Raw genomic sequence first — 13,672 nt, 5'->3', positions numbered from 1 at the left:
TTTCACGAGTGAAGACAGCAGCGGTCATCGGCGCCGGCTTCGGCGGGCTTGCGCTTGCCATCAGACTGCAGTCGGCGGGGATCGCCACCACCCTGATTGAAGGCCGCGACAAGCCGGGCGGCCGCGCATACCATTGGAAGCGCGAGGGCTACACGTTCGACGCCGGGCCGACGGTGATCACCGATCCCGCCTGCCTGAAGGAATTGTGGGCGCTGAGCGGCGCCGACATTGCAGCCGACGTCGAGCTGCTGCCGGTCTCCCCCTTCTACCGTCTCAACTGGCCGGACGGGACGAACTTCGACTATTCGAACGACGACGCGGCGCTGATGCGGGAGATCGCGGCGATCGAGCCGGAGGACGTCGCGGGCTATCTGCGCTTCCTCGACTATTCGGCGGGCGTCTACACCGAGGGCTATGAGAAGCTCGGCCACGTCGCATTCCTCGACTTCAAGTCGATGGTGCGGGCGGCGCCGGCGCTGGCCAAATATGAAGCCTGGCGGTCGGTCTATTCGATCGTCTCGCGCTACGTGAAGAGCGACAAGCTGCGGCAGGCGTTCAGCTTCCACACCCTGCTGGTGGGCGGCAATCCGATGACCACCAGCGCCATCTATGCGCTGATCCACAAGCTCGAGCGCGACGGCGGCGTCTGGTTCCCGCGCGGCGGCACCAATGCGCTGGTGGCGGGGATGGTGCGGCATTTCGAGCGGCTCGGCGGCACGGTCAGGATCGGCGATCCGGTCGAGGAGATCGAGACGCGCGGCGATCTCGTGACCGGCCTGAGGACGCGCGGGGGCCTGAACGAGCCGTTCGACGCCGTCGCCTCGAACGCAGACGTCGTTCACAGCTACGACCTGCTCAGGCACAGCACGCGCGGGCGGAGGGTCGCCGACCGACTGCGGCGCAAGCGCTTCTCCCCTTCGCTGTTCGTCGTCCATTTCGGTGTCCGGGGCGAGTTTCCGGAAATCCCGCACCACATGATCCTGTTCGGGCCGCGCTACAAAGGGCTGCTCGACGACATTTACGATCATGGGGTGCTGTCGAAGGACTTCTCGCTCTACCTCCATCATCCGACGGTGACGGATACGGCGCTTGCGCCGCCGGGCTGCTCGACCTTCTACGCGCTCGCTCCGGTGCCGCACATGGGCAAGCTCGCGGTTGACTGGGACGAGGTGGGGCCGCGCTACCGCGACCGCATCCTGGAACATCTGGAACAAAGGCTGATGCCGGGGCTGCGCGGGAAGATCGAAGTCTGCTTCCACTATGCGCCGTCCGATTTCGCGGGCGACCTCAACGCGCATCTCGGCTCCGCTTTCAGCCTTGAGCCGCTGCTCACCCAGAGCGCCTGGTTCCGCGTGCACAATCGCGACGATGCGATCCCTAACCTCTATTTCGTCGGCGCCGGCACCCATCCGGGCGCGGGGATTCCGGGCGTGGTCGGAAGCGCCAAGGCGACGGCGGCGCTGATGATCGATGACCTGCGCTAAGCACGACGGCCCCACCAGAGACGCCCTGGTCGCGACTGCGGGGGAGACGATCGCGCGCGGCTCCAAATCCTTCTCGCTGGCGAGCCGGCTGTTCGACCGGAAGACGCGTGAGCATGCTTGGCTGCTCTACGCCTGGTGCCGGCATTGCGACGATCTCGCCGACGGCCAGACGCTCGGCCAAGACGCGCGCATGGTAATCGACGCGCAGGAGCGGCTGTCGCTGATCCGGGTCGGCACCGACCGGGCACTGACCGGCGTGCCCGCGGGCGAGATGCCGTTCGACGCGCTCCGCATCGTCGCCGCGGAATGCGATATCCCCCACCGCTTTGTCTGGGATCATATCGCGGGCTTCGAGCTCGATGCGCAGGAGTGGCGGCCGCGCAGCGAGGCCGACATGATCCGCTATTGCTATCATGTGGCGGGCGCGGTCGGCTGCATGATGGCGGTGGTGATGGGGGTGGCGCCTGACGACGAGGAGACGCTCGGCCGTGCGTCCGACCTCGGCATCGCCTTCCAGCTCGCCAACATTTCGCGCGACCTGATGGACGACGACGCGGTCGGCCGCTGCTACCTGCCGGTCGAGTGGCTGGTCGAGATGGACATCCCGCCCGGCCAGCACATGAAGCCCCAATATCGCGAGCGGATGGCGGTGCTGGCGCGGCGGATCGAGCGCTTGGTCGACGGCTATGAAAGCTCGGCGCGGGAGGGAGCGAAGGCGCTGCCCTTCCGCTCGCGCTGGGCGGTGCTGACCGCCGCCGGCATCTATGGCGACATCGCCCGCGAGGTGGCGAAGCGCGGCGCCCGCGCGTGGGACAATCGCGTCGTCGTTAGCCGGCGGGCGAAGCTCGGCTGGGTGGCGAAGGCGTGGTGGCAGGCGCGGAACGGCTGAGCGCGATCAGCTCCAGCGCGTCCGCGGCGCGGCGCCGCTGGTGGAGCATGCGCCAGAGGATTAGGGTCGCCAGCGCGGCGATACCGACGAGGGCGAGCAACGCGTAGAAGATCGCCTCCAGCCATTCTGCCGGATCGACCGGCTCCGGCGCGGCCGGCGCGGCGACGACCTGATTGCTCATCGAGGCGCCGACAGCTTCCGACGTCTCCGGGGTCTCGCGCGGCAGGGGCATGGGTGCCGGCTGCTGTTCCGGTTGCGGGATCGGTTCGCGCTCGCCGACCCGGATCGCCTGCGGCAGGCTGCCGGAGGGGATCGCCGCGATCGCGCCGATGATCGACAGGGTGATCATGCCGGCCAGCACCAGCATGATCACGCGGCCGAGCCATTCGAAGAAGCTCATCGGCCGGCGGGCGCCCGCAGCTGATCCTTGCCGAGGCTCGCCTTCAGCCGCTCGGGCGGCGGCGCCCAGAGGAAGCCGAAGCTGACGGCGCCCTCGCGCTCCTCGACCGCATGGTGGAGGCGATGCGCCTGCACGATCCGCTTGAGGTAGCGCGATCGCGGCACGAAGCGGTGGCCGATGCGCTTGTGAACGATGATGTCGTGGAAGCCGAAATAGATGATGCCGTAGGCGGCGATGCCCGCGCCGAGCCACACCGCCCAGTCACCCCAGCTGCGGTTCATGCCGCAATAGATGAGCAGCACCGACGGTGCCGCGAAGATGATGGCGTAGAGATCGTTCGCCTCGAAGCGGCCGCCCGGCCGGTGGTGGCTCCTGTGCAGGAACCAGCCCGGGCCGTGCATCACCCAGCGATGCATGGCGTAGGCAACCCCCTCCATCGCCAGGATGGCGGCCAGGAAGAGCAGGATGCCGAGCGCGGGATGCATGCCGCAACCTATAGTGCCCCTCTCCCTTGGAGGGGAGAGGGTTGCGCAGCCTTAGTGAGCCTCTTGGCGAACTTAGGCGTAGCTGGGTGAGGGTGACACCCTCCGTCGGCAAGTCTCCACCGGTATCACCCTCACCAACACCGCCTAGGCTCCTTCGTCGCCAAGGCTCCGTATCCTCTCCCCTCGAAGGGAGAGGATGGTCTCCCGCTTTTCATCCCCCTTCGTCTGTGCTTTAGGCCCGGCAGCATCTCTTCCACAGGATTCCCATGAACATCCACGAATATCAGGCCAAGGAGCTGCTCGCGAAATTCGGCGTGCCGGTGCCCGCCGGCCATGCCGCGATGAGCGTCGACGAGGCCGTTGCCGCCGCGGGCAAGCTGCCGGGGCCGCTCTACGTCGTGAAAGCGCAGATCCATGCCGGAGGCCGCGGCAAGGGCAAGTTCAAGGAGCTCGGCCCCGACGCGAAGGGCGGCGTCCGCCTGGCGCGCACCGAGGACGAGGTCCGCGCCGCCGCGTCCGAGATGCTCGGCAACACGCTTGTGACGATCCAGACCGGCGCCGAGGGCAAGCAGGTCAACCGCCTCTACGTCACTGACGGCGTCGACATCGCCAAGGAATTCTACCTCGCCCTGCTGGTCGACCGCGACACCGGCCGCATTGCCGTCGTCGCCTCCACCGAAGGCGGCATGGACATCGAGACCGTCGCCCACGACACGCCCGAGAAGATCGAGACGATCACGATCGATCCCGCCACCGGGCTGATGCCGCACCACGGTCGCGCGGTCGCGGCGGCGCTGGGCCTTAGCGGCGATCTCGCCAAGCAGGCGGCGAACGTGCTCGCCAAGCTCTACGACGCTTTCCTTGGCACCGACGCCTCGCAGATCGAGATCAATCCACTGGCGGTCACCGACGACGGCAAGCTGCTGGTCCTCGATGCCAAGGTCGGCTTCGACAGCAACGCCATGTTCCGCCACAAGGATCTGGCCGAGCTGCGCGACCTCTCCGAAGAAGATCCGATGGAGATCGAGGCGTCCAAATACGACCTCGCCTACATCAAGCTCGACGGCGACATCGGCTGCATGGTGAATGGCGCCGGCCTCGCCATGGCGACGATGGACATCATCAAGCTGAACGGCGCCTTCCCCGCCAACTTCCTCGACGTCGGCGGCGGCGCCAACAAGGAGAAGGTGACGGCGGCGTTCAAGATCATCCTGTCCGACCCGGCGGTGAAGGGCATCCTCGTCAACATCTTCGGCGGCATCATGCGCTGCGACATCATCGCCGAAGGCATCATCGCCGCGGCCAAGGAAGTGAATCTGGGCGTGCCTTTGGTGGTGCGGCTCGAAGGCACGAACGTCGAGGAAGGCAAGCGCATCCTCGCCGAAAGCGGCCTGCCGATCGTCGCCGCCAACGACCTCGGCGACGCCGCCAAGAAGATCGTCGCGCAGGTCAAGGAAGCGGCGTGACTGTGTTTCCCCTCTCCCTTTGATGGGAGAGGGTTGCGTAGCCTTAGCGACGTAGGCGCTTAGGCGTAGCTGGGTGAGGGTGACACAGCTGGAGATGATTCTCCGCCGGTGTCACCCTCACCAACTCCGACTAGGCGGCAAGCCGCCAAGTCTCCGTATCCTCTCCCATCCAAGGGAGAGGGGTTGAGAGGGAGCTGACATGAAGCTGCTGGTGCCCGTGAAGCGGGTGATCGATTACAACGTCAAGCCGCGGGTGAAGGCGGACGGGACGGGCATCGACCTCGCCAACGTCAAGATGAGCATGAACCCGTTCGACGAGATCGCGGTCGAGGAAGCCATCCGACTGAAGGAGAAGGGCGTCGCGACCGAGATCGTCGCCGTCTCGATCGGACCGGCCAAGGCGCAGGAGACGCTCCGCACCGCGCTCGCGATGGGCGCCGATCGCGCGATCCTCGTCACCACCGATCAGGAGGTGGAGCCGCTCGCCGTCGCCAAGATCCTGGCGAAGATCGCCGGGGAGGAGCAGCCCGGAATGGTGATCCTCGGCAAGCAGGCGATCGACGACGATTCCAACCAGACCGGCCAGATGCTGGCGGCCCTGCTCGGCTGGGCGCAGGGCACCTTCGCCTCCAAGGTCGAGGTGAACGGCGAGGAGGTGAACGTCACCCGCGAGGTGGACGGCGGCCTCGAGACGGTGAAGCTCAAGCTGCCCGCCATCGTCACCACCGACCTTCGGCTCAATGAGCCGCGCTACGCCTCGCTGCCGAACATCATGAAGGCCAAGTCCAAGCCGCTCGCCCAGAAGACGCCGGATGATTACGGCGTCGACATCGCGCCGCGCCTGACGACGCTCAAGGTGGTCGAACCGTCGAAGCGGCAGGCGGGCGTCAAGGTCGGCTCGGTCGACGAGCTGATCGAAAAGCTGAAGGTGATGGGAGTGGTTGGATGAAGACGCTCGTCTGGGTCGAACATGAAGGCGGCCAGCTCAAGGACGCGACGCTGAGCGCCGTCACGGCTGCTTCGAAGCTCGGCGAAGTCCACCTGATCGTCGCTGGCCAAGGCGTCGGCGCGGTCGCCGAGGCGGCGACGAAGATCGCCGGCGTTGGCAAGGTCCACGTCGCCGACGATGCCGCCTACAGCCATGCGCTGGCCGAGAATGTCGCGCCCCTCATCGTGGACCAGATGAGCCATCACGACGCCTTCGTCGCGCCGGCGACGACCACCGGCAAGAACATCGCCCCGCGCGTCGCCGCTTTGCTCGACGTGATGCAGATTTCCGACATCATGTCGGTGGAGGACGAGAACACCTTCACCCGTCCGATCTACGCGGGCAACGCGATCGCGACCGTCAGGTCCTCGGACGCCAAGAAGGTGATCACCGTCCGCGGCACCGCCTTCGAGAAGGCGGCGACGAGCGGCGGCTCCGGCATGATCGAGCAGATCGGCTCCACCGGCGGCGCTTCTGCGGATCGGGGCCTGTCGAGCTTCGTCGGCTCCGAAATTGCCGCGAGCGAGCGGCCCGAGCTCACCAGCGCCAAGATCATCGTCTCGGGCGGCCGCGCGCTCGGCTCCTCCGAGCAGTTCCACGCCTTGATCGATCCGCTCGCCGACAAGCTCGGCGCCGGCGTCGGCGCCAGCCGTGCCGCGGTCGATGCGGGCTATGCGCCCAACGACTATCAGGTCGGCCAGACCGGCAAGATCGTCGCTCCGGAAGTTTACGTCGCGGTCGGCATCTCCGGCGCGATCCAGCACCTCGCCGGCATGAAGGACTCGAAGGTCATCGTCGCCATCAACAAGGACGAGGACGCCCCGATCTTCCAGGTCGCTGACATCGGCCTGGTCGGCGACCTGTTCAAGCTGGTGCCGGAGCTGACCGAAAAGCTCTGACCCGCCGGTGCCGTCACTTCGGCGGCGGCGCTGCCTGGCGGTAAGTGCCGACGACCTCGCCCTTGGCCAGCACATGGCCCCGCATGGCTCTCAGCAGGGTCTCGCGATCGGAGCCGGGCAGAATGTCGAGCATCGTGTCCAGCGCGAAGAGCTGGAAATGATAGCGGTGGGGGCGGTCGCCGATCGGCGGGCGGGGCCCGAAATAGCCGACTGAGCCGCGCGTGTTGCGACCCTGGCGCATGTTCTGGAGCGCGGGCAGCTGCGGCAGCGTCGGCACGGCTTCCGGCAGGCTCGCCATGGTCGGCGGGATGTTCCAGGCGACCCAGTGGGTGAATGGCTTGGCGCTGGTCGCGTCGGGATCGTCCATGATCAGGGCGACGCTGCGGGTGCCGGCGGGAAGGCTGCCCCAGCTCAGCGGCGGCGAGACATCCTCATAATAAGCGCTGTGCTCCTGCGGGAGCGGCGCGCCGGTGCGGAAGGCGGGCGACGAGACGGATACCGTGCGGGTGGTCTGCGTCTCCTCGCGGTCGAAGGCGATCGGGCCGCCCATGGGCGGCATTGCAATTCTCGTCGATCCGGGAAGCCCCGCGCCGGCGCTGTCCGGGCCGGCATAGCTGACGCGGTAGATCACGCCATTCTCGTCGTCGCTGAACAGCAAGGCGCCGTCGCGGGCGACCGCAAGGCCGGCGAGCCGGCCGCGATGGCCCCAGCCACCGCCTTGAAGGCGGGTGATGAAGCCGGTCACGAACGGCTCGATCGCGACTGGATTGCCGGAAGCGTCGAAGCGGACGCGGCGCACGTCATATCCGGAGGGCTCCTTGCGATTCCAGGAGCCGCGGAAGGCAGCGAACGCACTGCCCTGCTCACCGGCGGGGAACATCGCACCGCGGTAGAATGCCATCTGCATCGGCGCGGCATGGGCGTCGGTGCCGAGCACGGCGCGCTCGCTCATCCGGTCCCAATCCTCCATGCTGAGGTCGCCGGGCGGGTCGTCCTGGGGATTGTGCCCGCCCATGCCGTAGATGAAGGGCCAGCCATATTGCCTGCCCTTGTCGATCCGGTTCAATTCCTCGATCTGCTGGGTGTCGCCGAGCCAGTCGATGCCGTGGTCGAGACCCCAGAGCTGTTCGGTACCCGGGTGCCAGTCGAAGCCGATCGTGTTCCGGAGGCCTGAGGCGTAGATGGTGCGGCTCTTGCCGTCCTTGCTCGCGCGGACGATGCTTGCGCTTTCGGGGCTGCTCTCGGTGCAGGCGTTGCAAGTCGATCCGACCGATATGTAGAGCATGCCGTCCGGGCCGATCGCAATCGTGCGGTTCGGATGCTGGCCGGTGTCCGGCAGGTCGTCGATGATGCGCGTGAGCGGCCCGAAGCTGCCGTCGGCCAGGATCGGCGCAGTGTAGACGTCCCGCTGAGTGACGAGGAAAACAGTGCGGCCGTCAAGCGCAATGCCGTGCATGCCTGGGCGCCGGGCAACGGTGCGCACCTGATCGGCGCGGCCGTCATTATTGGTGTCGCGCAACATCTGCACGTCGCCCTCGGTGCGGCGCGTGAGATAGACGGTGCCGTCCTCCGCGACCGCAAGCATTCGGGCATTGCCGAGATTCTCGGCGAACATGCCGATGCGATAACCCTCCGGCACCTTCAGCGCGGCGAGGTCGGGCCGGAGCTTGAGCGGCTCGACGACGGCGGCGTCGAAGCGGATGTTGGCGGCCTCATGATCCGGAAGGGGCTGCCCGGATGGCTCGACCGGCCGCTCGCCGACACGGCCGGGCTGGGCGAGGGCCGGAAGGGAAATGGCGCCCAGAAGGCAGGCGATCAGCGCGCGTTTCATTCGTACATCCCCTGTTGATACAGGGGCGTAACGGAGGGTGCCGTGCGCGGTTCCGTCTAGAAGCCGGAGAGAAATGCGGAGACGTTGCGGCCGAGCGCGTCGACGGCGTAGCCGCCCTCCATCAGGATCAGCGTCGGCAGGCCGAGCGAGACGATGCGGCGGGAGATCGCGCCGTAATCCGCGGTCTCGATCGAGAAGTGGCTGATCGGATCGCCGGCATAGGTGTCTGCGCCGTAGGAGACGAGGAGCAGGTCGGCTCCGAAGGCGGCGATCGCCTCGAGCGATTGATCAAGTGCCCCCGTGAACTCCGGCAGCCTCGTGCCGCGTGGCAGCGGGAGGTTGAGCGTCGCGCCCTCGCCTTCGCCCTCGCCGCGTTCGTCGGCATGGCCCCAGAAGAAGGGATAGTCGGTGCTGGGATCGGCGTGGATCGAGGCGAAGAAGACGTCCCCGCGCCTGTAGAAGATGTCTTGGGTGCCGTTGCCGTGATGATAATCGATGTCGAGGATGGCGACGCGCCTGCCGGCCGCGACCGCGGCTTCGGCGGCGATGGCGGCGTTGCTGAGGAAGCAATAGCCGCCGGCATAATCGGCGCCGCAATGATGGCCTGGAGGGCGGCAGAGCGCGAACGCGGCATGTTCGCCGCCGAGCACCGCCTCGAGGGCCGAGAGCGCCGTCTGCGCGCCCCAGTAGGAGGCGGTCCAGGTGCCCTCCGCGATCGGCGTGGAGGTGTCGTAATTGTAATAGCCGAGGCGGCCGTCGATCCGCGACAAGTCGAGCCGGCGGCGCTGGACGAGCGGGAAGGTGTAGGGGATCGCGTCGCCCTCGCGGCCGGCGGCGCGCCAGTCGGCATGCGCCGCCTTAAGGAAGTCGAGATAGTGCTGCGGATGGACCCGGAGCAGCGGCGCCTCGCCATGATCGCGCGGGGCCTCTGTCGGGCCGATCGCTGCGAGGATCGAGTCGACGCGGCCGGAATGCTCCGCGGCCGGGTGGAGGCCGCCGTTGAAGAATTCGAAGCGAGGCGCGTGGAGCCGCTGCCGATCGTCCCAGAAGATACGCATCAGGGCCTGACGAGCAGGTCCGCCGGCAAGGTCGGCTCCGAGATGATCCGCTCGAACGCCGCCCAGCGCGCTTCCGGCGTCGCACCTGCCGCTTCGACGTAAGCGCGGGCCATGTCCTGGCCGAGGCCATAATTGATGACGTAGCTGCGATATTGCTCCGTGAAGTCGATCAACTGCTCGGCGCGCTGCTTCGAGACGAGTTGGTATTTCTGGGTGAGCTCGACCGCCTGTTTGCGGTTGATCCGGCCCTCCAGATATTCGCTCGCAATCGTGAACCGCGCGCCCTGGAGGTCGTTCATCGCCTCCTGCAGCTTCAGATATGCGTCGGCATCACGGGTCGGGATGCCGGCGAGCGGATAAAGCGCCTGCGTCTCATATTGCAGGCGCTGCTCGCCCGGGAAGGCGAGGTCGGTGCCGTAATTGGCCGTGCCCTCGGCGATCAGCGACTGCGGCGAATAGAGCGGGTAGACGCTGAACTCGATCCAGCCGTGCTCCTTCGTCAGGCGCTGCTCGAGCAGCATGTTGAGCGCGTGGTGGCCGGGATAGCCTTCGTGGCAGCCGAGATCGACCGCGCGGCTGATGCGGATCGGCAGGTCGGTGTTGATCTGGATGAGGCTGTGAAAGTCGCCCTGATAATAATTGTAGCCGGACCAGCTCTTGCCGGTGACGAACTCCATGGTGAAACGCTCGCCGGGTGGGAGCTGGATATGCTGCGCGGTGCGGCGCTTACACTCCTGGATGGCGGCGTCGAAGACCGGCTTCAGCCGCTCCTTGCCGATGGTGAACCGGTCCTGGAAGGCCTCGACGCGGTTGGCGAGCAAGCCGCGGCCGGGCACCAGGGCGGCGATGCGGTCGAGCACCGGATCGTAGCTTTCCAGCGGCTTCAGCTCGACGCGGACGCCGAACAGGCCCTGCGCCTCCTCGGCGAAGCTCAGTTTCTCCCCCTGGATCATGCGCAGGCGCGTCTGCGCCGCGCGGAGCTGGGCGAGGAGAAAGGCCCGGCGGCGGACGGAAAGCGGGTCGAGCTTGGCGGGATCGACGGCGTTCGTCCGCGCCGACAAAGCGGCCGCTTCAGCGATCAGATCGGGCAGCGACCGCGGCGCCGCCTTGGCCGCATCCGCCCATTCCTTCGGCCCGTAATAGGCGTCGACATAGCCGGGCTCGCGCTCGCCGATCTCGAGCGTCATCTGGACATAGTCCTTGGCGATCTCATCGAGGCTGTCGTTGGCGATCTGGTCCGAGACGCAGGCGGAGAGGAACAGGAAAGCGAGGAGCAGCTGGACAAGCTTCATGCGGTTCTTTCCTCCATTCGCGCTACATCCCCGTCCGCATCGATCTCGTCGCACTGCTCGCTCTCGCAGCGCGCGAGCTCGGGGTGCGGCCTGGCGAGCCTCAGCACAAGATAGCCCACGATGGCGGACAGGACCGAACCGAGGAGGACGCCGATCTTGGCCTCCTCGATCAGCAGCGGATTGTCCGGGAAGGCGAGCGCACCGATGAACAGGCTCATCGTGAAGCCGATGCCGCACAGCAGCGAGACGCCGTAGATCTGCAGCCAGGTGGCACCGCGAAGCTTCTGGGCGAGGCCGAAGCGGACGGCGAGGAGGATCGCTCCGAAGATGCCGATCTGCTTGCCGACGAACAGACCGGCGGCGATGCCGAGCGGCAGCGGCGCGAAGATCTGCTCCAGCCCCATGCCCTGCAGCGAGACGCCGGCATTTGCGAAGCCGAAGACCGGAACGATCAGATAGGCGACCAGCGGCGCGATCGCATGCTCCAGCCGGTGAAGCGGCGAGCTCTCGCTGTCCGGGGCGCCCGGCGTGCGGACGATCGGTATCGCCGACGCCGCGAGCACGCCCGCAATCGTCGCGTGGATGCCGGACATCAGCACCGCGTACCAAAGGGCGAGCGCCAGGATCAGGTAAAGGGAAAGGCGAGTGACGCCGCTCTTGCCCATCATATACATCACGAAGAGGATGCCCGCGGCCGCACCGAGCGCCAGCGTGTCGATCGAGGCGGTGTAGGCGATGGCGATGATCGCCACCGCCCCCATGTCGTCGACGATCGCCACCGTGGTGAGGAAAAGCTTGAGCGAGGTCGGCGCGCGGCTCCCCAGCAGCGCCAGCACTCCGATCGCAAATGCGATGTCCGTCGCCGCCGGGATCGCCCAGCCGGCGGAGAGGCCGTCCACATCGCGGGTGAGCAGCAGATAGAGGATGGCGGGAACGGCCATGCCTGCACCCGCCGCGATGAAGGGCAGCCGGCGCTGGCTCCAGCTGGACAGGCGCCCGTCGACGAACTCGCGCTTGATCTCCAGGCCGACGAGCAGGAAGAAGATCGCCATCAGCCCGTCGTTGATCCACAGATGCAGGCTCATCGGGCCGAGCTTCGGCGTCAGCTCCGGCCCCATCGGATCGTGAAGGATGTGGTGGTAGGTCTCGGCCAGCGGGCTGTTGGCGACGATCATCGCCACGGCCGCCGCCGCCATCAACAGGATGCCGCCGCCCGCCTCGCTCCGGAGGAATTCGCGTAAGGCTGAACGAGGTCTGGTGCGGGGGCGTTGCTGCGCCATCGGGTCTCCGGGGGTTACGTGACCCTAACGACCCCCGCCGCGAAGGGAAGCCGATTTACGTCAGCAAGGCGACTTAGCTGGCGAGCTCGGCCAGCGGGGCCGAGAGCGACCAGTGCAGGCCCTCCGGTTCGAAGCGGCAGTCGGCGGTGCCGCCGAGGCGGCGGGCAATGCCGGTGCCGATCAGGCGGGTGCCGAAGCCCTGCCGGGTGGGAGGAGTGACGGGCGGCCCGCCCCGTTCCTGCCAGACGATCATCAGGGTCGCGGAATCGCCGCCACTGATCACCGTCCATCGCAGGTCGACGCCCCCCCTGTCGTTCGACAGCGCGCCATATTTGATCGCGTTGCTCTCCAGCTCGTGCAGCACCAGGCTCAGCGACATGGCGGCGCCGGGCCCGACGGGAACCGGCGGACCGGACGCCCGGACGCGCCCCTCGAAGCTGCTGCTGTGAATCAGGCCGGCACGGACGACCTCCTCCAGCGAAGCCGGTTGCCAGGAGGTCTGGAGCAAGGTGTCGACGGCATTGCCCATCGCCACCAGGCGATTGCTGAGCACGCCCCGCGCCTCGCTCATCGTGCGCTCACCGCGCAGTGTCTGGTGGACCAAAGCCTGGACGATACTCAGGATATTCTTGGTGCGGTGCCTCAGCTCGAGAATGCGCAGGGCATCGTCACTGATGCCCTCGCCAGCCACGGGGGGCTCCTCGCGCTCGATTGGAGCCACCGCCGCGCTCACGCCATCCCGCCGCCGGCGTCGATCAGCTTCTGCGGCCTGGGCTCCGGCAGCACCGCGGTGAAATGGCGCTCGACGACGCCGTAGCATTCGCAGGCGCTGCGCTCGAGCGCGGGCCGATCCAAGATTTCGATGCGGCCGCGGCGGTAGCGGATGAGGCCCTTGTCCTGCAGCTGCTTGGCGATCGGGCTGACGCTGGTGCGCTGCACGCCCAGCATCTCGGCAAGATATTCCTGGGTCAGCGGGATGATCTCGCCCTCGACCCGGTCATGAGCGGTCAGCAGCCAGCGGCAGCAGCGGGCTTCGATCGGGTGAAAGGCATTGCACGCCACGGACTGCATGACCTGGGCCAGCAGCGCGTCGGCATAGCGGCAGAAGATGCTCCTGACATGCGCGGAGCGTGCCTTGGCGCTCTCGATCACGGAGATCGGAACGCGCAGCGCCGGGCCCGGCATCTGCACGACCGCCCGCGCGAAAGCCGGCGCGCTGCCGCAGCTGACGATCCCGCCGGCCGCGCCTTCCTTGCCGATCGTCGCGACCTCGACCGTGCGGCCGTCCTGCATGAACAGGACGAGCGAGATCATCGCGCCCGCCGCCGGGAAATAGCTTGCGGGCACTTCGCCGCCCGCGTCGAACAGCACTGCGTCGCGTTCGAGCTGGACAACTTCCGACGCGCTTTCAATGGCGGAGCGGTCGCCGGGACTCAGGGTCGCGAGCAGGCGGTTCCCTGCGAAGAGCGTGGCGATTGCGGACGTGCTGGAGCCGCCCGCGCCTTCTGCGGTTTCGACCACAATAATCCCCCCAAGACACTGGACCGGGCAGCCTGGCACGCGCCCACAAGGTCAAGGCGGACACTATAACATAACGGAA

Annotated in this window: 13 protein-coding genes; 5 read left to right on the top strand and 8 right to left on the bottom strand. The window is 67.2% G+C overall.

Annotated elements, in window-relative coordinates; all coding sequences use genetic code 11:
* Nucleotides 1-8: 8 nt before the first annotated feature.
* Nucleotides 9-1,484, top strand: coding sequence for a phytoene desaturase (locus AC5JBD_RS04365; protein ID WP_495720532.1), 1,476 nt, complete (start codon nucleotides 9-11; stop codon nucleotides 1,482-1,484).
* Nucleotides 1,471-2,373, top strand: coding sequence for a phytoene/squalene synthase family protein (locus tag AC5JBD_RS04360; protein WP_495720531.1), 903 nt, complete (start codon nucleotides 1,471-1,473; stop codon nucleotides 2,371-2,373). Before AC5JBD_RS04365 ends, AC5JBD_RS04360 begins: the two co-directional genes overlap by 14 nt.
* Here the strand turns inward: AC5JBD_RS04360 and AC5JBD_RS04355 are convergent.
* On the bottom strand, nucleotides 2,312-2,773 hold the full coding sequence (locus AC5JBD_RS04355; protein WP_495720530.1) for a hypothetical protein: 462 nt from the start codon (nucleotides 2,771-2,773) through the stop codon (nucleotides 2,312-2,314). The two genes, AC5JBD_RS04360 and AC5JBD_RS04355, sit on opposite strands and share 62 nt — an antisense overlap.
* Complete coding sequence (locus tag AC5JBD_RS04350; RefSeq protein WP_495720529.1) at nucleotides 2,770-3,258, bottom strand: sterol desaturase family protein; 489 nt, start codon at nucleotides 3,256-3,258, stop codon at nucleotides 2,770-2,772. Before AC5JBD_RS04350 ends, AC5JBD_RS04355 begins: the two co-directional genes overlap by 4 nt.
* Before the next feature lie 266 nt (nucleotides 3,259-3,524).
* Between AC5JBD_RS04350 and sucC the strand changes: the two genes are divergently transcribed.
* The 3 genes from sucC (at nucleotide 3,525) to AC5JBD_RS04335 (ending at nucleotide 6,611) form a co-directional block, all read left to right on the top strand.
* A complete protein-coding gene (sucC, locus tag AC5JBD_RS04345; RefSeq protein ID WP_495720528.1) occupies nucleotides 3,525-4,724 on the top strand; it encodes an ADP-forming succinate--CoA ligase subunit beta in 1,200 nt (399 codons plus the stop codon).
* A 199-nt stretch (nucleotides 4,725-4,923) separates the two neighbouring features.
* Nucleotides 4,924-5,673, top strand: a complete 750-nt coding sequence (locus AC5JBD_RS04340; RefSeq protein WP_495720527.1) for an electron transfer flavoprotein subunit beta/FixA family protein — start codon at nucleotides 4,924-4,926, stop codon at nucleotides 5,671-5,673.
* A complete protein-coding gene (locus AC5JBD_RS04335; RefSeq protein WP_495720526.1) occupies nucleotides 5,670-6,611 on the top strand; it encodes an electron transfer flavoprotein subunit alpha/FixB family protein in 942 nt (313 codons plus the stop codon). The genes AC5JBD_RS04340 and AC5JBD_RS04335 overlap by 4 nt, the downstream gene beginning before the upstream one ends.
* A 13-nt stretch (nucleotides 6,612-6,624) precedes the next feature.
* Here the strand turns inward: AC5JBD_RS04335 and AC5JBD_RS04330 are convergent, their stop codons facing one another.
* From AC5JBD_RS04330 to AC5JBD_RS04305, 6 genes are all read right to left on the bottom strand, one after another.
* Nucleotides 6,625-8,442 carry a YbhB/YbcL family Raf kinase inhibitor-like protein gene (locus AC5JBD_RS04330; protein ID WP_495720525.1) on the bottom strand — a complete coding sequence of 606 codons (1,818 nt, stop codon included), beginning with the start codon at nucleotides 8,440-8,442 and terminating at the stop codon, nucleotides 6,625-6,627.
* A gap of 56 nt (nucleotides 8,443-8,498) precedes the next feature.
* A complete protein-coding gene (locus tag AC5JBD_RS04325; protein ID WP_495720524.1) occupies nucleotides 8,499-9,500 on the bottom strand; it encodes a histone deacetylase family protein in 1,002 nt (333 codons plus the stop codon).
* Nucleotides 9,500-10,792 carry a hypothetical protein gene (locus AC5JBD_RS04320; protein ID WP_495720523.1) on the bottom strand — a complete coding sequence of 431 codons (1,293 nt, stop codon included), beginning with the start codon at nucleotides 10,790-10,792 and terminating at the stop codon, nucleotides 9,500-9,502. Before AC5JBD_RS04320 ends, AC5JBD_RS04325 begins: the two co-directional genes overlap by 1 nt.
* Nucleotides 10,789-12,072 (bottom strand): Na+/H+ antiporter NhaA, encoded by a 1,284-nt coding sequence (nhaA, locus tag AC5JBD_RS04315; protein ID WP_495720522.1) that lies wholly within the window; start codon nucleotides 12,070-12,072, stop codon nucleotides 10,789-10,791. Before nhaA ends, AC5JBD_RS04320 begins: the two co-directional genes overlap by 4 nt.
* 73 nt (nucleotides 12,073-12,145) lie before the next feature.
* Nucleotides 12,146-12,763 carry an HWE histidine kinase domain-containing protein gene (locus tag AC5JBD_RS04310; protein ID WP_495720521.1) on the bottom strand — a complete coding sequence of 206 codons (618 nt, stop codon included), beginning with the start codon at nucleotides 12,761-12,763 and terminating at the stop codon, nucleotides 12,146-12,148.
* A 38-nt stretch (nucleotides 12,764-12,801) separates the two neighbouring features.
* Nucleotides 12,802-13,593, bottom strand: a complete 792-nt coding sequence (locus AC5JBD_RS04305; RefSeq protein WP_495720520.1) for a Crp/Fnr family transcriptional regulator — start codon at nucleotides 13,591-13,593, stop codon at nucleotides 12,802-12,804.
* Nucleotides 13,594-13,672 lie beyond the last annotated feature (79 nt).

The sequence above is a fragment of the Allosphingosinicella sp. genome (assembly GCF_059502505.1).
Note: the sequence above shows the minus strand (reverse complement) of the source record. Positions and strands in the feature narration are given on the sequence as shown.

Bases quoted from the DNA above. Each gene is read 5' to 3' on its own strand.
- nhaA (WP_495720522.1), bottom strand. From the start codon at position 12,072: ATGGCGCAGCAACGCCCCCGCACCAGACCTCGTTCAGCCTTACGCGAA.
- AC5JBD_RS04335 (WP_495720526.1), top strand. From the start codon at position 5,670: ATGAAGACGCTCGTCTGGGTCGAACATGAAGGCGGCCAGCTCAAGGAC.
- AC5JBD_RS04325 (WP_495720524.1), bottom strand. From the start codon at position 9,500: ATGCGTATCTTCTGGGACGATCGGCAGCGGCTCCACGCGCCTCGCTTC.
- AC5JBD_RS04350 (WP_495720529.1), bottom strand. From the start codon at position 3,258: ATGCATCCCGCGCTCGGCATCCTGCTCTTCCTGGCCGCCATCCTGGCG.
- AC5JBD_RS04360 (WP_495720531.1), top strand. From the start codon at position 1,471: ATGACCTGCGCTAAGCACGACGGCCCCACCAGAGACGCCCTGGTCGCG.
- sucC (WP_495720528.1), top strand. From the start codon at position 3,525: ATGAACATCCACGAATATCAGGCCAAGGAGCTGCTCGCGAAATTCGGC.
- AC5JBD_RS04320 (WP_495720523.1), bottom strand. From the start codon at position 10,792: ATGAAGCTTGTCCAGCTGCTCCTCGCTTTCCTGTTCCTCTCCGCCTGC.
- AC5JBD_RS04355 (WP_495720530.1), bottom strand. From the start codon at position 2,773: ATGAGCTTCTTCGAATGGCTCGGCCGCGTGATCATGCTGGTGCTGGCC.
- AC5JBD_RS04340 (WP_495720527.1), top strand. From the start codon at position 4,924: ATGAAGCTGCTGGTGCCCGTGAAGCGGGTGATCGATTACAACGTCAAG.
- AC5JBD_RS04330 (WP_495720525.1), bottom strand. From the start codon at position 8,442: ATGAAACGCGCGCTGATCGCCTGCCTTCTGGGCGCCATTTCCCTTCCG.